The organism is Roseivivax sp. THAF197b (assembly GCF_009363255.1).
In the GTDB taxonomy this organism is placed as follows: domain Bacteria; phylum Pseudomonadota; class Alphaproteobacteria; order Rhodobacterales; family Rhodobacteraceae; genus Roseivivax.
Map to the genome: position 1 here is coordinate 614,281 of NZ_CP045318.1, position 20,207 is coordinate 634,487.

The 20,207-nt window shown below is 66.6% G+C and carries 17 protein-coding genes and 1 tRNA gene; 10 read left to right on the top strand and 8 right to left on the bottom strand.

Annotated features, from left to right (window positions below):
- Positions 1-29 precede the first annotated feature (29 nt).
- The 6 genes from FIV09_RS03120 (at position 30) to FIV09_RS03145 (ending at position 6,898) form a co-directional block, all read left to right on the top strand.
- A complete protein-coding gene (locus FIV09_RS03120; protein WP_152448620.1) occupies positions 30-587 on the top strand; it encodes a cytochrome b in 558 nt (185 codons plus the stop codon).
- A gap of 288 nt (positions 588-875) precedes the next feature.
- Complete coding sequence (locus FIV09_RS03125; RefSeq protein WP_152448621.1) at positions 876-1,781, top strand: EamA family transporter; 906 nt, start codon at positions 876-878, stop codon at positions 1,779-1,781.
- A 67-nt stretch (positions 1,782-1,848) separates the two neighbouring features.
- Positions 1,849-2,451: an inner membrane-spanning protein YciB gene (locus FIV09_RS03130; RefSeq protein ID WP_152448622.1), complete on the top strand. Its 603-nt coding sequence runs from the start codon at positions 1,849-1,851 to the stop codon at positions 2,449-2,451.
- Between the two features lie 121 nt (positions 2,452-2,572).
- Positions 2,573-4,870, top strand: a complete 2,298-nt coding sequence (locus FIV09_RS03135) for a xanthine dehydrogenase family protein molybdopterin-binding subunit (protein WP_152448623.1) — start codon at positions 2,573-2,575, stop codon at positions 4,868-4,870.
- Positions 4,871-5,053: 183 nt separating this feature from the next.
- Complete coding sequence (locus FIV09_RS03140; RefSeq protein WP_152448624.1) at positions 5,054-5,521, top strand: CoA-binding protein; 468 nt, start codon at positions 5,054-5,056, stop codon at positions 5,519-5,521.
- Positions 5,522-5,638: 117 nt separating this feature from the next.
- Positions 5,639-6,898 carry an FAD-binding oxidoreductase gene (locus tag FIV09_RS03145; RefSeq protein ID WP_152448625.1) on the top strand — a complete coding sequence of 420 codons (1,260 nt, stop codon included), beginning with the start codon at positions 5,639-5,641 and terminating at the stop codon, positions 6,896-6,898.
- Between the two features lie 130 nt (positions 6,899-7,028).
- Here FIV09_RS03145 and FIV09_RS03150 read toward each other — a convergent pair.
- Positions 7,029-7,112: transfer RNA gene (locus FIV09_RS03150), tRNA-Tyr, on the bottom strand.
- Positions 7,113-7,239: 127 nt separating this feature from the next.
- Between FIV09_RS03150 and rlmB the strand changes: the two genes are divergently transcribed.
- On the top strand, positions 7,240-8,022 hold the full coding sequence (gene rlmB / locus FIV09_RS03155; RefSeq protein WP_152448626.1) for a 23S rRNA (guanosine(2251)-2'-O)-methyltransferase RlmB: 783 nt from the start codon (positions 7,240-7,242) through the stop codon (positions 8,020-8,022).
- 27 nt (positions 8,023-8,049) lie between these two features.
- Here the strand turns inward: rlmB and ade are convergent, their stop codons facing one another.
- The 7 genes from ade to FIV09_RS03190 form a co-directional block, all read right to left on the bottom strand.
- A complete protein-coding gene (gene ade, locus FIV09_RS03160; protein WP_152448627.1) occupies positions 8,050-9,744 on the bottom strand; it encodes an adenine deaminase in 1,695 nt (564 codons plus the stop codon).
- Positions 9,745-10,121: 377 nt separating this feature from the next.
- Positions 10,122-11,486 (bottom strand): FAD-dependent oxidoreductase, encoded by a 1,365-nt coding sequence (locus FIV09_RS03165; protein ID WP_152448628.1) that lies wholly within the window; start codon positions 11,484-11,486, stop codon positions 10,122-10,124.
- Positions 11,479-12,345, bottom strand: a complete 867-nt coding sequence (locus FIV09_RS03170; RefSeq protein WP_152448629.1) for an oxaloacetate decarboxylase — start codon at positions 12,343-12,345, stop codon at positions 11,479-11,481. The genes FIV09_RS03165 and FIV09_RS03170 overlap by 8 nt, the downstream gene beginning before the upstream one ends.
- A complete protein-coding gene (locus FIV09_RS03175) occupies positions 12,342-12,956 on the bottom strand; it encodes a cysteine hydrolase family protein (protein ID WP_152448630.1) in 615 nt (204 codons plus the stop codon). The genes FIV09_RS03170 and FIV09_RS03175 overlap by 4 nt, the downstream gene beginning before the upstream one ends.
- 3 nt (positions 12,957-12,959) lie before the next feature.
- Positions 12,960-15,023 carry a hydantoinase/oxoprolinase family protein gene (locus tag FIV09_RS03180; protein ID WP_152448631.1) on the bottom strand — a complete coding sequence of 688 codons (2,064 nt, stop codon included), beginning with the start codon at positions 15,021-15,023 and terminating at the stop codon, positions 12,960-12,962.
- Positions 15,020-16,717: a hydantoinase B/oxoprolinase family protein gene (locus FIV09_RS03185; RefSeq protein ID WP_152452323.1), complete on the bottom strand. Its 1,698-nt coding sequence runs from the start codon at positions 16,715-16,717 to the stop codon at positions 15,020-15,022. The genes FIV09_RS03180 and FIV09_RS03185 overlap by 4 nt, the downstream gene beginning before the upstream one ends.
- Positions 16,718-16,722: 5 nt before the next feature.
- A complete protein-coding gene (locus tag FIV09_RS03190) occupies positions 16,723-17,280 on the bottom strand; it encodes a nuclear transport factor 2 family protein (protein ID WP_152448632.1) in 558 nt (185 codons plus the stop codon).
- A 138-nt stretch (positions 17,281-17,418) separates the two neighbouring features.
- Between FIV09_RS03190 and FIV09_RS03195 the strand changes: the two genes are divergently transcribed.
- Genes FIV09_RS03195 through leuD form a run of 3 tightly spaced genes read left to right on the top strand, consistent with a single transcriptional unit; the run spans position 17,419 to position 20,197 of the window.
- Positions 17,419-18,216 (top strand): GntR family transcriptional regulator, encoded by a 798-nt coding sequence (locus FIV09_RS03195; RefSeq protein WP_152448633.1) that lies wholly within the window; start codon positions 17,419-17,421, stop codon positions 18,214-18,216.
- Positions 18,213-19,610: a 3-isopropylmalate dehydratase large subunit gene (gene leuC / locus FIV09_RS03200; protein WP_152448634.1), complete on the top strand. Its 1,398-nt coding sequence runs from the start codon at positions 18,213-18,215 to the stop codon at positions 19,608-19,610. Before FIV09_RS03195 ends, leuC begins: the two co-directional genes overlap by 4 nt.
- The gene (leuD, locus tag FIV09_RS03205; protein WP_152448635.1) at positions 19,610-20,197 is read left to right on the top strand and encodes a 3-isopropylmalate dehydratase small subunit; all 588 of its coding nucleotides are present in this window, start codon (positions 19,610-19,612) and stop codon (positions 20,195-20,197) included. The genes leuC and leuD overlap by 1 nt, the downstream gene beginning before the upstream one ends.
- Positions 20,198-20,207 lie beyond the last annotated feature (10 nt).

Genomic DNA, 20,207 nt, shown 5'->3' on the forward strand with positions numbered 1-20,207 from the left:
ATGCTGATCGGGAACGCCCGGAGGATCGCATGGCCATGTCAGACACGTCCTACTCCACTTTCGCGCGGATCATGCACTGGAGCATGGCGCTCTTCATCCTGTCGACGATACCGGTCGGATTTTTGATGATACAGGAAGGACTTAGCCGGTCCTTGCAGAACTCGCTATTCATCTATCATAAGAATGTCGGCGTGCTCATCCTCGTGCTGGCGGTGATCCGCCTGGCCTATCGCGGATTTCGGCCACCGCCGCCTTTGCCCGATCACGTTCCGGTGTGGCAACAGCGCGCGGCGGGCGCCAGCCACACGGCATTGTATGTGCTGATCATCGCGATGCCGGTGGCGGGCTATGTCCGGGTCGTGGCGGGCGGATTTCCGATCGAGACGCTCGATGCGATGGGGTTTCCGCGTCTCGTGCCGGAATCGAAGCCCTTGGCCGAGACCGCCAAGACCCTGCATTTCTACGGCAGTTACGTGATCGCGGGGCTGGCAGGCGTGCACATAATGGCGGCGCTGCAACACGGGCTTCTGAAGAAGGATGGCGTCTTCTCGCGGATGTGGCCGCCGGTCAGGCGCGGAGCCGATTAAGCGCGCGTCCCGACAACGACCCTGCATGGCCGTCGGGCGCACGCGGCGAACCCCATTGCGCCAACCCTTTGCATGTTCCGACCTTGCGCCCTTGCGCGCGGGCGGGTTGCCGCGCGGCGTCAAACCTTGAATAGACAAGGGGAATTGACGGGTAGGCCGCGCACGTGGCGGCTTTGGCATGGGTGACGATGAGATGAGCGCGATACGACCGGCCCGCTGCGCCCGCGCATCACGCCCGACCCTCTCGCGACCTGCGCGCCCTCTCACCTGTCATGGGACTCTCCGCCCATGATGGATTACGTCCTGTCGCTGGATGGCACGCCTGCGGGGCACAATGCGGCGCTCGTGCTGGCGCTGTCGGCGGCGTTTCTGCACGCGGTTTTCGGCGCCTTGCAGAAGGGCCGACATGATCCGTGGCTGTCGCGGGGCGCGATCGACGCCTCCTACGGGGTGGTCGCGGCACCGCTTGCGCTTTTCGTCGTGCCCTGGCCCGAGCCGCATATGTGGCCCATCTTCGCCGGTGTCTTCGTGATCCACCTGACCTACAAGATCATGCAGGGGCTCGCCTATACCAAGGGCGCCTACACCGTGGTCTATCCCGTCGTGCGCGGCACGGGGCCGCTTTTCGCGGTGATCGGGGCGGGGCTGGTCTTCGGTGAGACCTTCAGCGCGATGCAATGGGTGGGTGTGGCTGTGCTGCTCGCGGGCATTTTCGGGCTCGCGGTCTACAACCTCATCTTCCTCGAGGCGGAGCGCGACACGCTGGGCATCGCGATGGTCTTCGCGGTCATCACCGGCTTCTTCGTGGCGCTTTACACCACCTACGACGCCTACGGCATTCGGGCGACGGCGAACCCGTTCACCTTCCTTGCGTGGTTCTTCCTGATCGACAGCATCGCAATCCCGCCCTTCGCCTACCGGCGCTGGAAGCGCATGGGCGCGGACCGGCCCGATATCGGCCCGCTGGCGGCGCGCGGGGCCATCGGCGGGGTGGTCGCCTTCTTCTCCTTCGGGTCGATCATGATGGCCACGCGCCTCGACAGCGTGGGCGAGGCCGCGGTTCTGCGCGAAACCTCGACCGTCTTTGCCGCCATCATCGGCTGGCTGGTGCTGAAGGAAACCGTGGGGCCGCGCCGCATCGCGTTGATGACGTTGATTGCCATCGGGGCTGTCATCGTTGAGATGGGTGGCTAGGTACCCCATATAGGCGCAAACGATCAGGGGCGCCGCAACTGGCGCCGACCAGAAGGATGCAGGACACATGGCTGAGCACCGCGAGATTTCGCCACTTCTGAAAACCGGACTCGAACTTGGGCCGGTGATCGGATTCTTCGTGGCCTATCTCTGGCTCAAGGATCGGGTCTTCACCATTGGCGGTACGGAATATGACGGCTTCATCGTCGTCACGGCGGGCTTTATCCCGGTGATGCTGGCCGCGACCGGCATCCTGTGGTGGCTGAACGGCCATCTGAGCCGCATGCAGATCGTCACCGCCGTCCTGATCGTGGTCTTCGGCGGGCTCTCCGTCTGGCTGAACGACGAACGCTTCTTCAAGATCAAGCCCACGCTGATCTACCTGATCTTCGGGGGCATCCTCGGGATCGGACTTCTGCGTGGCCAAAGCTACCTGCGCGCGGTGATGGAGGGGATGATGCCCCTGCGCGAGGAAGGCTGGATGAAACTGACCCGGCGGCTTTGCGCGTTCTTCTTCGGGCTGGCGCTGCTCAACGAAATTGTGTGGCGGACCATGTCCACGGAAAGCTGGGTCTATTTTAAGACATTCGGGCTGACCGCGGCGCTGTTCGTGTTCTTCATGGCGCAAAGCGCGCTCTTTCGCGACTACGGCATCGAAGACGAGAGCTGAGGCCTGCGCCGCCGCATCTTGGGCCGCGGTCCACACCGTGTGTGCAGCGGGCCGGACCACTGGACACCGGGTCTTGGCGGCTTAGTCTCCGGCTGATTGCATTCCACTCAGCGGAGCCCCCATGGACGCCTTCGGTAAAAGCCAGCCTGTGACCCGACGCGAAGACCTGCGCCTCTTGACCGGTGCGGGCCGCTATACCGACGACATCGCGCCTGAAGGCGCGCTTTACGGCTATTTCCTGCGCTCGCCCGTGGCCCATGGTCGGATCGCGGGGATCGACCTCGACGAGGCCAAAGCCAGCCCGGGGGTGCGCCTGATCCTGACCGCGAAGGATCTGGCTGATGCGGGCATCACCGAGGGGCTGTTCACCGTGATGGTCAAGAACCATGACGGCAGCCCCGGCATCGCCCCGCGCCGTCCGATCCTTGCCGAAGACAAGGTGCGCTTCGTGGGCGAACCCATGGCCCTGATCGTCGCGGAGACGCTGGCGCAGGCCAAGGACGCGGCGGAGCTGATCATGCCCGATATCGAGGACCTGCCGGTGCATCTCGATCTCGCGCCGGGCGGCGAGGCGCTTCACGACGCGGCGCCCGACAATCAATCCTTCGATTTCGCACTCGGGGACGAGGCAGCGACCGAGGCCGCGTTCGAGGCCGCGGCGCATGTCGTGACGCTCGATGTGCCGGATCACAAGATCATCGCCAACGCTCTGGAAGGGCGGGCCTTCATCGCCGATTGGCGCGACGAGCGGTTGCACGTCACCATGTCGAGCCAGGGGGTCTGGACCCACAAAACGCAGATCGCCAAGGTCCTGGGTCTGCCCGAGGACGCGGTGCATGTCGTGACCGAGGATGTGGGCGGCGGTTTCGGCATGAAGACGATGGTCTACCCCGAATATTTCGCCATCGCGCAGGCCGCGCGCAGCCTGGGCTGTGCCGTGCGCTGGGCGGCGGAGCGGGGCGAAGGCATGCTGTCGGACAATATGGGCCGCGATCTCGTCTCCACCGCGAAGATGGCTTTTGACGCGGATCTCAAGATCACCGGCTACCGCGTCGATACGCGCTTCAACTTGGGTGCCTATGCGAGCCAGTTCGGCCCGCTGATGCAGACGCAGCTCTTCAGCCGTGTCCTGACCGGGGTTTACAATATTCCGACAGCCTACCTGCGCTCGCAGGCCTATTTTACCAATACCTGCCAGATCGACGCCTATCGCGGCGCGGGCCGTCCCGAGGCGATATACGTGCTTGAGCGGCTGATGGATCGCGCGGCCAGGGAATTGGACGTGGCGCCCGAAGCGCTGCGGCAGCGCAACTTCATCCCGCCCGCGGCCTTTCCCTACAAGACCGTCGGCGGCGAGGTCTACGACGTGGGCGAGTTCGCGCGCGTTCTGGGTCACGGCGCGCAGGCGGCGGATTGGGACGGCTTTGCGGCCCGGCGCGCGGCATCGGAAGCCAAGGGGCGCCTGCGGGGGCGGGGCCTGTGCTATTACATCGAGGCCATCCTTGGCGCACCGGATGAAGGGGTGCGTGTCGAATTCGAGGAGGATGGCGGGGCCGCGATCTATGTCGGGACGCAATCGAACGGGCAGGGGCACGAGACCGTCTTTGCGCAATTCCTGTCGGATCAGACCGGTATCCCGGTCGAGAAAATCCGCGTCGTACAGGGCGATTCGGACCTGATCGCGGCGGGCGGCGGCACCGGCGGATCGCGCTCCGTGACCGTGCAGACCAACGTGACGCTGAAAGCGGTGGCGCAGCTCGTCGGCGCGTTTCGCGCTTTCCTCGCCGAGGAGGCGGGTGTCACGATGGACGAGGTCGATTTCGACGACACCCTTTTCCGCATCGCAGGCACCAACGAGACGCACACCATGCTGGACGTGGCGGAGATGGCCCGCGCCGCGGGTCGCCCCGATCTGCTGCGCGTGGAGGCGCATGACAAGCTCGCCGCGCGGTCCTTTCCGAATGGCTGCCATCTCGTCGAGGTGGAGGTCGATCCCGAGACCGGCACGGTCGCGCTGGACCGCTACACGGTCGTCGACGATTTCGGCAACCTCATCAATCCCTTGCTGGTCGAGGGGCAGGTTCACGGCGGAATCGCCCAGGGTGCGGGCCAGGTGCTGATGGAACGGGTCGTCTATGACGAGACCGGCCAGCTTCTGACCGCATCCTTCATGGATTACGCGATGCCGCGCGCCAATGACCTGCCATTCTTCCACTTCGAGACGGAGCCCGTGCCCTCGACCTCGAACCCGATGGGCATGAAGGGCTGCGGCGAGGCCGGGACCGTGGGGGCTATGGCCGCGGTGGCCAATGCGGTGCAGGACGCGCTGTGGGATCAGGGCGTGCGCCGGGCCGACATGCCCTTCACCCCGCATCGTGTCTGGGAGATGCTGAATCACGCGCAGATGGCGGCGGAATAAGCCCTCCGAAAAAAGCAAGTCGAAAGATCACGCTTTTGCGACTGGCCTTTAAACTGTGGCATTGATGCCCATTTCTCTAACAGGATCGCGGGCACGGAACGCTCGCGACACCTTCACTGTCCCTCGTTCCGTTACTGGCGTTCGGGCCTTGGCCCGGACGCTTTTTTGTGGCTGGCTCGGGACATGAACAGCCGCGATTCTCATCTCCGCGACATCCTGAAACGTACCCGCATCATCGCGATGGTCGGCGTATCGGCCAATCCGATCCGGCCCAGCCATTACGTGGGGCGCTACCTGTCGCTCAAGGGCTATGACATCCGCCCCGTGAATCCGGGCCTTGCGGGCCAGATGCTTTTTGGCAACCGCGTCGCGGAAACGCTGTCGGAGATCAAGGCCGAGGTCGACATGGTCGATATCTTCCGCAGGCCGGAAGCCGTGCCAGCCATCGTCGACGAGGCGCTGGAGGTCTTCCCGAAGCTTCAGACCATCTGGATGCAGATCGGCATCACGCACGCGGAGGCCGCAGCCAAGGCCGAGGCGCGCGGCGTTGACGTGGTGCAGAACCGCTGTCCGAAGATCGAATACCAGCGCCTGTTCGGCGAATTGCGCATGGGCGGGTTCGCGACCGGCGTGATTTCCTCGAAGCTTTGAGACTATGCCCGTGCGCGTCGATCTGCCTTTGAGCGCGTCGGTCGCCCTGATGGGAGGCGCGGCGTTCCGGGTTGTCGCGCAAAGACCTGAACCTGACCAAAGCACGGTCGCGCGACGATGACAGAGGGCAGGGGCACGCACAGAGTTGCGGTTCTGGGCGCGGGCATCGTCGGGGTGTCCACCGCGCTTTGGCTGCAGCGTTTCGGGGCCGAGGTCACGCTGATCGACCGGGCGGCGCCGGGGGCCGGGGCGTCGGCGGGCAATGCCGGGGTGTTGGCGGCCTCGGCCCTGCGGCCTTCGCTCGATGCGGCGGCGCTGCGGGCGGCGCCGGGCATGCTTTTGGATCGCGACGCGCCGCTTTTCCTGCGTTGGTCCTACCTGCCGCGTCTGCTGCCCTGGCTTGCGCGGGCGCTGCGCCATGTGGGCGAGGCGGAGGTCGGACGGATCTCTGACGCGCTGGCCCATCTCGTCACGGACGCGGTCGAGGCGCATGCGGCCACGGCGGAGGGAACGCCCGCGACGCATTTCCTTCAGCGCTCCGATTACGTCTATGCCTACCGGGACGCGGCTGCCTATGCGGCGGGTGCGGCAGGGCTCGCGATCAAGGCCGATGCGGGGTTTCCCCATCGCCGCCTCTCGGGCGCAGAGGTGCAGGATTACGACCCGGCGCTTGGGCCCGAATTGGGGGTAATCGCGGTTCTGGGCGCGCATGGCTTCATCACCGATCCCGAAGGGTACGTGACAGCCCTCGCGGAAGGGTTCGAGGCGGAGGGTGGCACATTCCGGCAGGCGGAGGTGCAGGCGCTGCGGATCGAGGATGGCCGCGTCACGGGCATCGTGCTGCCCGGTGAGACGCTGCCCTGCGATCAGGCGGTCGTGGCGATGGGCGCGGCCTCCGCGCCGCTGTTGAAATCGGTGGGGATTTCCCTGCCGCTCGAGACGGAGCGCGGCTACCACCTGCAATTGCACAGCATCGACGGCGCGCCGCGCCAACCGGTGATGGTCGCCGAGGGTCAGTTCGTTGCGACGCCCATGGCGCGCGGTGCGCGGCTTGCCGGGATTCTGGAGCTGGGCGGGTTGGAGGCGGGGCCGTCGCGGGCACCCTTCGGGCTTTTGCGGCGTCTCGGGGCGCGGGCCTTTCCGGGCCTCGATTTCACGGAGGCGCAGGAATGGATGGGCCACCGGCCCGCCTTGCCCGACAGCCTGCCGCTTCTGGGGCAGGTGCGCGAGACGGGGCTATGGGGCGCTGTCGGGCATCACCATGTGGGCCTGACGGGCGGGCCGAAATCCGGCCGCCTTCTAGCGGAGCAGATGATGGGACGGCGGCCCAATGTCGATCTTGGCCCGTTTGGGGCTGCGCGTTTCGCCAGGCGCTAGACGCTATGGGAAGGGCGCACGGGGTTAGGCGTGCCTGGCGCGACAGGAACGAGGCGCGGCGACACGATCCGCGCAAGTACCGCGCTGCGGTCCGAACCTGAGTTTGGGTAGCCGGTTTTCGGGAAGGAAGTGGTGGGCGACCCTGGAATCGAACCAGGCGTGGGTCTCCCCGGCGGATTTACAGTCCGCTGCCGCACCTTGCAGCGCGTCGCCCCCAACCGGGCGCACCCGGCAAGTGAGGGGTCGAATACAAGCGGGCCTTTTTCCCGTCAACCGGAAAATCCCTTGCATGCGCGGCGCGGCTCCGTCACGGAAATGTCGGCAAGTGAAAGGCGCATGACATGGCGAAAAAGCCCCGCTGGGTGGTCGAGAAAGAGCAGGCGCAAAAGGCCGAGGGCGCGCAGACCCTCTGGCTGTTCGGCCTGCATGCGGTCCGGGACGCGTTGGAAAATCCACGCCGCGAGAAGTTGCGGCTGATCGTGACACCGAACGCGGCGGAGAAACTGTCGGATGCCGTAGCCGCCAGCGGCATCACGACCGAGGTCAGCGATCCGCGCAAATTTGCAGCCCCGCTCGATCCGGGATCGGTCCACCAGGGCGCGGCGCTTGAGGTGAAGCCGCTGGATTGGGGCCGCCTGGACGAGGTCGCGCAGGGCGATGGTGAAAAGCCGCCGCGCGTCGTGCTGCTCGACCGGGTGACCGACCCTCATAACGTGGGCGCGATCCTGCGCTCGGCGGAGGTGTTCGGCGCACGGGCGGTGATCGGCACCAAGCATCACTCGGCGCCCGAGACCGGCGCCCTGGCCAAGACGGCGTCCGGCGCGCTGGAGCGGCAGCCCTATCTGCGCGAGGTCAATCTGGCGCGCACGATCAGCCAGTTGCAGGAGATGGGCTATGTCGTGCTGGGCCTCGATGGCGAGGCGGAGGGGACGCTCGAGGCCGAGCTCGCGCTGGCCGGAACGCGCGCGGTGGCGCTCGTTCTGGGCGCTGAGGGGCCGGGGCTTCGGCCCAAGACCAAGGAAAGCTGCGACGCGCTGGTGCGGATCGATTTCGCCGGTGGCTTCGGCTCGCTCAATGTCTCGAACGCTGCTGCCGTGGCGCTTTATGCAGCAAGGGTCCGGTAGGGGCAAAGCCCGCAGGCGCGCGCCCGGTCAGGGCATCAGCTCGAACCGGGTCACATCGACCATGCCGCGATCGGTGATCTTCAGCGCGGGGATCACCGGCAGGGCCAGGAAGGCCAGTTGCAGAAAAGGCTCCTGAAGCGTGACGCCGAGGCCTTTCGCCGCTGCCCGCAACGCCTCCAGATCGCGGCGCACGACCTCGAAAGGCTCGAGCGACATCAGGCCTGCAAGCGGCAAGGCCAACTCCGCCAGTACCGCGCCGTCGCGCACGACACAGAAGCCGCCCTCGATCTCCGTCAGCCGTGTCGCCGCCTGCGCCATATCACCGTAGTCCACGCCCACACAGGCGATGTTGTGATGGTCGTGACAGACGGTCGAGGCGATCGCCCCGGCCTTGAGGCCGAAGCCGCGCACGAAGCCCGTGGCGATATTGCCGTTCCGGCCATGCCGCTCGATCACTGCGATCCGAGCGAGGTCGCGGGCGGGATCGGGGCGCTTGTCGCCATCCTCTGGCGCAATTTCTTCGGTCAGGTGATCGGTCAGGATCTGGCCCTCGCGGATGCCGATCACGGCGGTCTCGGCGCGATTGCCGGGCGCGCGGAAGCTTTCGGCGCGGAGCGGCGGCGCATGGACCGAATTGCGTCCGACCGGCGGCAGGGTGCCGCGCGTATCGAAGGCGGCTTGGTCCACCACGATGCCACCCGCGACGACCAGTTCGGCCCGGCATTCTTCGAGATCGGGCAGGGCGACGATATCGGCCCGCAATCCCGGCGCGATGAGCCCGCGATCCTTGAGCCCGAAGGCCTCCGCCGCCGACAGGGAGGCCGCGCGATAGGCGGCAAGCGGCGGCACTCCGAGGCCGATCAGCGTGCGGATCATGTGATCGAGATGACCTTCCTCGCCGATATCGAGCGGGTTCCGGTCATCGGTGCAGAGACCCATATAGGGGGCCGTGCGTTCGGTCAGGAGCGGGGCGAGCGCGTGCAGGTCCTTCGATACGGACCCTTCGCGGATCAGCACCCGCATGCCCTTCTGCAGCTTCTCGCGGGCTTCGGAGGCGCTGGTCGCTTCGTGCTCGGTCCGGATGCCCGCGGCGATATAGGCATTGAGATCGGTGCCCGACAGAAGCGGGCAGTGTCCGTCGATATGTCCGCCATCAAAAAGCGCGAGCTTCTCCAGAACCCCCGGGTCGCGGTGGATCACGCCGGGGTAATTCATGAACTCCGCGAGGCCGATGCCCGAAGGGTGGTGCATGAGCGGCGCAAGGTCCTGCGCGGTGAGCTCCGCGCCCGCGGTCTCCATATCCGTGGACGGCACGCAGGAGGACAGCTGAACCCTCAGGTCCATCAGCAGATGCTGCGCGGCCTCTTGGAAATAGCGAATGCCGTCCGCGCCGATCACGTTGGCAATCTCGTGCGGGTCGCAGATCGCGGTGGTAACGCCCAGGGGCGTGACGCAGCGGTCGAATTCGAAGGGCGTCACGAGTGAGGATTCGACGTGCAGATGGGTATCGATGAAGCCGGGCACGAGGGTGAGGCCGGTGACGTCGATGACCTCGCGCCCTTCATAGGTCCCGCAGGTGCCCACGATGCGGTCGCCCTGGATGGCCACGTCGCCTTCGAGCAGCGCGCCGGTGACGAGGTCGAGCACCCGGCCGCCGCGCAGGACGAGGTCGGCGGGTTTGTCGCCGCGTGCTGCGGCAATGCGGGTGGCGAGGTCGGACATGGGGAGGGCCTTTGGGTTGTGCTTGGGGAGAAGTGTGGCGGGTGTTGCGTAGGAGGTCGAGGCCAAAGCGAAGTTTGGTAGCAAGCTCATCACAGCCTCTCCGAGGATCACTGCCTCCTGATCCATGGTTGTGCAGAGCGTCCCGAGCGCCTGCCCGGCCCGCCGCACCAAAGGTGCGCCAATTTGAGCGGCACGCCTTTGGCGTGACGGGCAGGTGCTTTGGTGACGTTGGCACTTGCGTTCGATCTGCGCGCGGATTTGATATGGATAAAGCGCTTGCGTTCGAGCGTTGCAGCGCCATCCCCCGGGCAGGCGCTTTCAACGTCGCTTCATTTGGCAAACAAGAGGTTAGCGGCGCGCGTTTGAAAGATGCGCGTTCAGACCGCCGCCGCCCCCGCAGCGCGCCCCAGCACAACGGCCGCCAAAAGCCCGTTGCCCGAAAGATATCCCGAATCCCCTGATCCGGACACGCCACAGGCGGCACCGCCTGCCGCGAAGAGGTTCGGGAAAGGTGCCCCATCCTTGCCGATCACGCGGCCTGTCCCGTCGGTCTCAAGTCCGCCTTGGGTGTGAAACAGCGCGCCTGTGACACGCACCCCGCAGAACGGCGGCCCCAGCCGCTGGCCCGCCCAGCTGCGTCCGAAGGCGTCCTCCCCCTCGGAAGGGATCGCGGCGAGGGTTTGCGCCAGCGCCTCCGCGGGTAGGCCGAGCGCTTCCGCCAGACCCCCCAGCGTCTCGGCGGTCTTCACCGCGCCCTGCGCCTCGGCATTGCGGAAATCCTCGAATTGGCGCGCGATCCCGGCGATGCGGGCATCGAAGATCGAGAAGGCCTCGCCGCCGGGTTGGCCGAGCACCGCCCGCGCGGCCTCGGAATAGCCCTGGCTCTCGTCCCAGAACCGCGCGCCGTCGCGATTCACCTGCACGCCGCCTTCGCCGATCACGGCCCAAGTGATGAGGATGCCATGCGGATGCGCGACATTGCCGTGCCCCTGATAGGCCCCGAGATGCCGGGTCGCGGCCCCGAGCGCTGCGCCCCATTCCACCGCCTCGCCGCGATTGCCGTCATGGCCGAACCAGACGGCGCTGTCGATTTCGGGCATGTGTTCGGTCACCATGGCGCGATTGCCGCCGAACCCGTTGCAGGCGAGGATCAGCTTGGCGCAGCCGACGGTCTCCGTCGCGCCATCGGGCCGAGTGAGGGTGACGCCGGTGATGCGCCGGGCGTCGTGATGCAGCACGGTCGCGCGGCGTTCGCAGATCACCATGATCTCCTGCGCTTCGACCGTGGCGCGCAGGCGGTCGATCAACTCGCGGCCCGCACGCGACGGAAGGCCGTGCATGCGCCGCCGCGAATGGCCGGGATAGTCGAAATCGGTCACGACCGAGAAGGGCAGATCGAAGCGCTCCGCCAGCCAGTCGATGGCCGGGGCCGCCCCTCGGGCCAGCGCGTCGACGAGGGCGGGATCGTTTTCGCCCTTGGCTTTCTTCTGGATGTCGGCGGCGAAGAACGCAGGGTCATCCGCGATCCCTGCCGCGGTCTGAAAGCTGGTCCCGGCGGCCGGGATCAGCCCCGCCGACAGCGCCGTCGAGCCCTGCGGCACGGGATCAGCCTCGACCACCAATACCTCTTGCCCGGCTTCATGCGCGGACAGTGCGGCCACCATCCCGCAGGCGCCGCCGCCCACGATGAGCGTCTCGACCTCGAAGTCGAAGGCGTCGGGCGTGGGCGCGATCTCAGCCATCCTTGCCCTCCCAGCGCGCGCCCTCGGCGAGCATCGCATCCGTGCCGATCACATCGTTCAAACCGTTGAAATCGAACATATTCCCCGCGAAGGGTTTGTTCGATCCATGTGTGGCGAGGCTCGCGTAATAGGCTTGCGCCGTCTTGGCCAGCGCGCGCACGATCCCGCCCGGGAAGATCGCGATGGAGAAGCCGAGCGCTTCGAGATCCGTGGCAGAGGAAATGGGGGTCGCACCGCCCTCGACCATGTTCGCCAGCAGCGGGATGCGGTCGCCGAACGTCGCGGTGATGCGCTTCATCTCGTCGAGCGATCGGGGTGCTTCGATGAAGAGCGCATCGGCGCCCGCCTCGATATAGGCCTCCGCCCGGTCGATCGCGGCCTCGATCCCGTCGACGGCGATGGCGTCGGTGCGCGCGATGATCAGCGTCTCGTCCGAGGCGCGGGTATCGGCCATGGCGGCGATCTTGCCCGCCATTTCGGATTTGGAGATCAGAGACTTGTCCTTCAGGTGCCCGCAGCGCTTGGGATAGCTTTGATCCTCGACCTGCAGGGCGGCGGCGCCCGCGCGTTCATACATCCGCATGGTGCGTTGGGCATTGAGCGCGTTGCCGAATCCATTGTCGGCGTCGATGATCACCGGCAAATCCACACGGTCCGCAATCAGCGCCATCGTGTCGGTCATCTCGGACGCGGTCGACAGCCCGATATCGGGCCGCCCGAGCCGGGTATAGGCAACGGCCGCGCCCGAGAGATAAAGCGCCTCGAACCCGGCCTCGGCGGCGAGCGCGGCGGTCAGCCCGTCATAGATGCCGGGCGCGGTGAGGATCTTCTGCGATTGCAGGCGGGTGCGCAGGCTCATGTCGCCTCTCCGATCATCTGGATCGCCTCGGCGCAGGTCATCTGCGATCCCAGCGACCCGAGCGACAGAAGCGTTGCCTCATGCACCTCGGGTTTGAAGGCGGCACAGCCGTCTTTCAGCAGGATCGTGTCGATATTCCGCAGATGCGCATCGCGCAGCGTGGAGGCGACACCGCCATTCGTGACGATCCCGCCCAATATGATCGTATCGAGGTCGAGCGCGCGCATAATGTACTCGAGCCGCGTCTGGTAGAAGGCGGAATAGGCGACCTTCTCGACGGTGTAATCGGCAGGCGCCAGCGCATCGACCAGCCCATGACCCCATTCGCCCGGCGCGAAATCCCCCTTGCCGAGGAAGGGCCGCAGCGCCTTAAGGTGCGGTGCGATCAGCGGCTCGCCACCGGGACCGGGGACCAGCGTGAACTGCGCCGAGATATAGGTGCCGCCTGCGGCGCGCAGGGCGTCGCGCAGGGGTGCGATCCGGGCGGGCAGGGCGGTGATGCTGTCCGCGCCCTGACCGGCGCGCCCGTAGGCGCCGTCCTCATGCAGGAAGTCGTTCTGCAGATCGATGGTCAGAAGCGCCGTGCGTTTGGGATCGAAGGGATGCTCCATGGCTCAACCTTCCTTGGCTGTGATGATGGTGTTGCCGAACCGGTCGACCTCGCCCTGAAGGTCGGGCTCGATCAGGACAGTCGTATCGGCCTGCTCCAGGATCGCGGGGCCGGGGATCAACGCGCCCACAGGGAGGGCGAGCCGGTCATAGATCGCGGTCTCGTGCCAATCAGTGCCGAAATGCACCTTGCGGTGGCCCTTGAGCGCCGCATCCATGTCGCCGCCTTCAGGCGCCAGCGTCGTCAGGTCGAATTTGGGCCGCTTGCCGATCACCGCCGAACGCAGGTTCATCACCCGCCGCGTGCCGGTCTTGAGAAGACGACCATAGGCGGCGTGATAGGCGCTGTCGAAGGCCTCGGTGATCTGCGCGCGCGTGGGCGGCGTGACCTTGCCTGAGTTGATCGTCACCGGGATCGGTACGGCGACGGTATGGGTCTGGCCGACATAGGCCATGTCGAGCTCAAAGACGGTCTCGCGCGCTTCGAACTCGGAGGCCGAGGCGTCGAGCATGCGTGTGCCCTGATCCACATGCGCCTGCATGAAGTCGCCGAGGGCTGCTACGTCCAGCGCATCGACCGTCGCGTTGATCGTCTGCACGAAATCCTGCCGCATATCCGCGATGACGCAGCCAAGCGCCGAGGTCACACCGGGATAGCGCGGCACGATGGCGCGTCCGATCCCCACATCGGCCAGCATCGCACCCGTATGCAGCGCGCCGCCGCCGCCGAAGGGCATGAAGGCGAAGCGCTCTGGATCGAAGCCCCGCTCGATGGAGACGAGGCGAATGGCGCCTGCCATGCGCGAATTGGCGACGCGCAGGATGGCCTCGGCGGCCGCATGGGTGCCAAGGCCCAGGGGCCCGCCCACATGTTCGTCGATGGCCCGGCCCGCGGCTTCCACGTCCAGCCGCTCAAGCTTGCCGCCGATGGGATTGTCCGGATCGATCCGGCCAAGGACCACGTTGGCATCCGTCACGGTGGGTCGCGTATTGCCCTGCCCGTAGGCCACGGGGCCGGGGGTGGAGCCTGCGCTTTCGGGGCCGATATTCAGAAGGCCCCCCTTGTCGACCCAGGCGATGGAACCGCCGCCCGCGCCGATCGTGGTGATCTCGATCATCGGCGTGCGCACGACCATGCCGAAATCGATGGAGGTCTCGGGCGCCAGCATCGACTGGCCGCCCGCAATGAGCGAGACATCAAAGGAGGTGCCGCCCATATCGCCGGTGATGACGTCCGGAAAGCCTGCCTCCGTCGCAATGTGCCCGGCGGCGATCACGCCCGCGGCGGGGCCGGACAGGGCAGTGCGGATCGGCAGCTCGCAGGCCGTTTCGATCCCCATGACACCGCCGTTTGACTGCACGATCATGAATTCCGACCCGAAGCCGCCGTCGCGCAGCGCATTGTCGAGCCGGTGCAGGTAGCCCGACACCTCGGGCTGCAGATAGGCGTTGAGCGCGGTGGTGGAGAAGCGTTCGAACTCGCGGATTTCCGGCAGGATTTCCGAGGAGGCGGAGACATGCGGGTTTGGCCAGAGCGCGCGCACGGCCTCGACGGCTTTCGCCTCGTTCTCCGGGTTGGCATAGGCATTCGCGAAAAGCACGGCGACTGCCTGGCAGCCGGCGTCGATGAGCGCCCGCGCCGCGCGGCGCACCGCATCCAGATCGACCGCCGTGCGGATCGTGCCGTCCGCCAGCGTGCGTTCGGGCACTTCGAGACGCAATTCGCGCGGTACGACGGGTTCGAAATCCCCGCGCAGACCCCAGGTGCGGGGACGGTCGCGGCGGCGCATCTCAAGCACGTCGCGCAGGCCTTCAGTGGTGATGACGCCGATCCTGGCGCCCTTGCGTTCGATCAGCGCATTGGTCCCGGCGGTCGTGCCGTGGATCACCACCGACACGGTCGAGAGGTCCGCGACCTCGCGTCCGATCCCGTCGAGAAAGCCACCCGACTGGTCGGGGCGCGTGGTGGGCACCTTTGCCACGGAGGCCTTGCCGGTGGCCTCGTCGAGGACGAAGACATCCGTGAAGGTGCCGCCCACATCGACTCCGATCATGCGTTTGCCGCTCATGCGTGCACCTCCTGCCATGCGGGGCCGTAAAGGGCTGTGGCCTTGTCAGCCGACAGAAAGCCCTGCGCCACGTCGCGCGCGACCTCCGCCGCCGGTCGGTCAGAGGCGGGCCCGTAGCCGCCGCCTCCGGGCGTGTCGAGCCGCACGGATTGGCCCTGTTTCAACTGGATGCCGCGCATCTTGGAGACCATGGGTGGTTGCGCCCAGCCATCCTCGGTCTCGTAGGCGAAGCCGTTCATGGCGCCGTCGCCCCCGCCCGCCACACCTTTGGGCGGGAAGCTGCCGCGTTCGCCGAAAAGGAACGCCTCGGCGCCGTTTTCTTCCAGCACTTCGATCTCGTAGGTGGCCCCGAGCCCGCCGCGATGCATGCCCGGCCCGGCGCTGTCGGGGCGCAGCGCCCATTGCTTGAACATCACCGGATAGGCGGCCTCCAGGATCTCCATCGGCGGGATCGTCGCGGTGGAGATGGGCGCGTTGCCGTGGTTCAGGCCGTCCGACTCGATGCTGGCCCCGTGCCCGCCACCATAGAAAGAGAACATCACCCAGGGCTGGCCGTTCTTCCTGCGCCCGGCGATGGAAAGCGCGTTGATCGTGCCATAGGCATTGGCGACGACCCGGTCGGGTGCGGCCTGCGCGGCCGCCGAGAAGATCACGTCGATCATGCGCATGATCGTCTCGGTATAGCCGCCGACGGGCGCGGGGAAATCGGCCGCCAGAAGCGAGCCTTCGGGGATTTTCACGTCGATAGGGCGCATGACGCCCGCATTGGCCGGAAGGCTCGGGAAGATGTGCTTGATCGCCACATAGGCTGTGGCCACGGCGGTCGGCAGGGCGATGTTCACCGGGCCCTGACAGCGGTCTGCGGTGCCCGTGAAATCGAGGACCATGCGGTCGCCCTCGATCTCGAGCGCCACGCGAATGGGCAGCGGCTCGGGCGAGATGCCGTCATTGTCGAGGAAATCCTCCGCCTCCCAGCGGCCATCGGGCAGGGCTTCGAGCTCCGCTCGCATCAACGTCTCGGCGCGTTCGGACAGCGCGTCGAGGGCGGCGCCCACAATCGGCCCGCCATATTCATCGAGCAGCTCGTCCATGCGCTTCTGCCCGAGGTCGAGCGCGCCCAGCTGCCCGTTCAGATCACCTTCTGCCGATTGCGGCAGGCGGGTATTGCGCATCAGAATGTCAATGACGTCCTGATTGATCTCGCCGGCGCGGGCGAGGCGCACGGGCGGCAGCACGAAGGCCTCCTGGAAGGCATCCTTGGCGGCGGGGTTGTAATTGCCCGGCGCGCCGCCGCCCAGATCGTGCCAATGGCCGACCGAGGCCAGCCAGCAAAACAGCTTGCCATCGCGGAAATAGGGCCGCACCAGCCGCATGTCGTTGAGATGCGTGCCGCCCATATGCGCGTCGTTGAAAATGTAGATATCGCCGTCGCGCAGATCGTGTCCGTCGCGCGCCACCTTTTCGATCACCGCCTTCACCGCGAAGGACATCACGCCCACAAAGATCGGCAGGCCGGACTTGCCCTGCACCAGCGTGTCGCCCGTTTCCGCATGGTAAAGGCCGTGGCTCGCGTCATGCGCCTCGGCGATGATCGGGTTGAAGGCCGACCGGAAGAGCGTCGCGTCCATCTCGTCGGCGATCTGCTCCATCCGGCCCGCCAGCACGGCCAGCGTGATCGGGTCGATTTCGGTCATGTCGCTCATGGTCGCACCTCCGCGATGTCGTTCCAGACGTCCTGTTTGGTGATCCGGCCCCGGGTCAGTTCGAACCGGTCGATGAAGCGGATCCCGTCGAAGGCGGTGCCATCCGGCCATTCGCCCGAGAGGGTGCCGCGGGCATAGACCACCGCCGGGCCGGGCGTCGGCGCAAGGTCGAAGCCCTCGTAGGTTTTGCGTACGAACCGGTAGCGCGGGGCGGACCAGTCGATCAGCTCCTGCAGGGTGCTCATCGGCCCGCTGCCCGGAAAGGTCATGGTGAAGTCGGGGCCGAGCATCGCCTCGGCGGATGCCAGGTCGCGCGCCTCCATCGCATCGAGGTATTCGCGCACGATCTGGCAGGGATCCGGCAGGGCCGGGGCGCCGCTGCGATGTGTCCGCCCCCGCATGTACTGGCTCGGATCGCGTTCGTGGATCATGATCGTGATCGCCTCGGGATCGGCGGGCACGACGGTGCGCACGGTATCCGTGAGGCCCTCCGCAAGGCGGCGTTTGGCGTCGTCGTCATAGCCCCTGAGCAGGTGCAGTTCGAGTATCGGCACTAATCCATCCCTGCATTTGTATCTTTTATAGGACAGGATTATTGGTGCGTAAGTGACAAATCAAGAATTTATTTGCATACAAATTTCTTGCTTTTGAAGGCGAGCGCGGTACGGTCGGAGGCGAATCGAGAGGTGCAGATGCGCGACGAGGTGCGTTCCAGTCTTCCGGAAGGTGGCAAGGCCCGAAGGGTCTACCTGCTTCTGCGCGACGACATCACGTCGGGTCTCTGCGCGCCGGGGTCCATGCTGCCGGGCGAGCAACGCCTGACGGAGCGATACGAGGTCAGCCGGGTGACGATCCGCCGGGCGCTGGAGGCGCTGGAAGCGGATGGGCTGGTCGCCCGGCGCGCGGGAAGCGGCACCAAGGTGCTGGGGAACGCGGCGGCCGGGGCCATGGCCGCCGATGTCACGTCGCTGATCCCGCAGATCGTCGAGATGGGACGCCATTCCGCGCGGCTTCTGTCCTTTTCCTACGGGGCCGCGCCGGAGCCGGTCGCGGCGGCAATGCAGGTCGCGCCGGGGACGCGCATGCAGACGGCGGTGCGCGTGCGCATGGCGGACGGGCAGCCCTTCTCGCACCTGACGACCCATGTGCCCGAGGATATCGCGACCAATTATTCCGAGGCGGATCTCGCCAATACGCCGCTTTATCAACTCCTTGAGCGGTCCGGCGTGCGCGTCGATACCGCGCATCAGACGGTCAGCGCGACCCTGGCTGCGCCCGACGTGGCCGAGGCGCTGGGCATTTCGACGGGATCGGCCCTTTTGTGGCTGCGCCGCGTGGTGCGCGATGCGGACGGGCGCGGGGTGGAATACCTCTCGGCGCTCTACCGGCCCGACCGGTTCCAGCTTGAGATGGACCTGACGCGGGTGGGCGAAGGCACGGGCCGCCATTGGGAGCCCGTGGTGGGCGATCACGGGGAGGGGGGCGCATGAGTGCCACGCTTCTCGACAAGCTCTGGTCGGCCCACGAGATCAAGCGCAACGCCGACGGGGCCTCGCTTCTCTGGGTGGATCGGCACCTCGTCCATGAGGGATCGCACCATGCCTTCGCCAAGCTCGCGGAGCGCGGCATGAAGGTCGCCGAGCCGGGCCTGACCTTTGGCGTGGCGGATCATTACGCGCCGACGCGGTCGCGCGATCATATCGCCGATCCGGATATCGCCAAGATGCTGGACAGGCTGGAGAAAAATACCGCCGCCCATGGCGTGCAGCTTTTCGGTCTGCGGGACCCGCGACAGGGCATCGTGCATGTGCTGGGCCCCGAGCAGGGTCTGACGCTGCCGGGTCTTCTGATCAATTGCGGCGACAGCCATACCTCCACCCATGGCGCCTTCGGGGCGCTTGCCTTCGGGATCGGGGCCACGCAGGTCGCGCATGTGCTGGCCACGCAGACGATCTGGCAGGTCAAGCCGCGCGCCATGCGGATCGTGGTCGAGGGCGCGCTGGGTCCGGGTGTGACCGCCAAGGACATCGCGCTGCATTGGATCGCAAAGCTCGGGACATCCGGGGCGGCGGGTCATGCGGTCGAATATGCAGGCTCCGCCATCGAGGCGCTGTCGATGGAAGGGCGGATGACGCTCTGCAACCTCTCGATCGAGGGCGGCGCACGGTTCGGGATGATCGCGCCCGATCAGACAACCTTCGATTATGTGAAAGCTCGCCCCTTCGCGCCCGATGGCGCGCTCTGGGACGAAGCCCTTGCTGATTGGGCCGGGTTGCACAGCGACGCGGAGGCGCATTTCGACAAGGAGGCGCGCTTCGACGCGGGCGAGATCGCACCCACGGTGACATGGGGCACCACGCCCGAGCAGGCGCTTCCCATCACCGAGGCCGTGCCGGACCCCGCGACATTGACGGGCGCCCGGGCCGAGGCCGCGGAGGCCGCCATCGCCTATATGGGCCTGGCGCCGGGCCAGAAGTTGGACGGTACGCCCGTCGATCAGGTCTTTCTTGGCTCTTGCACCAATGCCCGGATCGAGGATCTGCGCGCCGCGGCCGCCATCCTCAAGGGCCGCCGCGCGAAGGTGCCGGGTGTGGTCAGCCCCGGCTCCATGCTGGTGCGCGCGCAGGCCGAGGGCGAGGGGCTTGATACCGTTTTCCGCGAGGCCGGCCTCGACTGGGTCGCCTCGGGCTGTTCGATGTGCGTCGGCATGAACGGCGATCTCGTTGCAGCGGGCAAGCGCTGCGCTTCCTCCACCAACCGCAATTTCCGCGGGCGGCAAGGCAAGGGTGCGCGCACGCATCTGATGTCGCCCGTCATGGTCGCGGCAGCGGCGGTGACCGGCACGCTCACCGATGCGCGGCCCCTGATGGCGGGGCGGCTCTGATGGCGGGGTGGAATACATACAAGGGCTTGGCGGTGGCCTTGCCGCGGGCCGATATCGACACCGATCAGCTGATCCCGGCGCGGTTCATGTCGGCGAGCCGGTCCGAGGGCTATGGGCAGTACCTGATGCGCGATCTGCGCGAGGGTGATGCCGATTTCCCGCTCGATCGCCACCCGGAAGCGGGCGCGCTCGTGGCGGGGCCGAATTTCGGCTGTGGCTCGTCGCGAGAGGCGGCGGTCTATGCGCTCGTCGATGCGGGCATCCGGGTCGTGATCGCCGAAAGCTTCGCTGATATCTTCGCGGGCAATGCAGTGAATAACGGCCTGCTGCCTGCGCGGGTGGCGGAAACCGACGAAATCCTCGCCGCGATGGGGACGGGCACGGCCACGATCTCCGTCGATCTCGATGCGGCGGAGTTGCGCGTGAACGACACGCGCTATGCCTTCAATCTGCCGCGGCTCTGGGCCGAGAAGCTGATCAATGGCTGGGACGATATCGACCTGACCCGTGCGCATCTCGATGACATCGCCGCCTTCCGCGCCGAACGGGCAACGCAATCCGCCTGGGCATGGCCCCGGCAGGTATGAATCGCGCGCC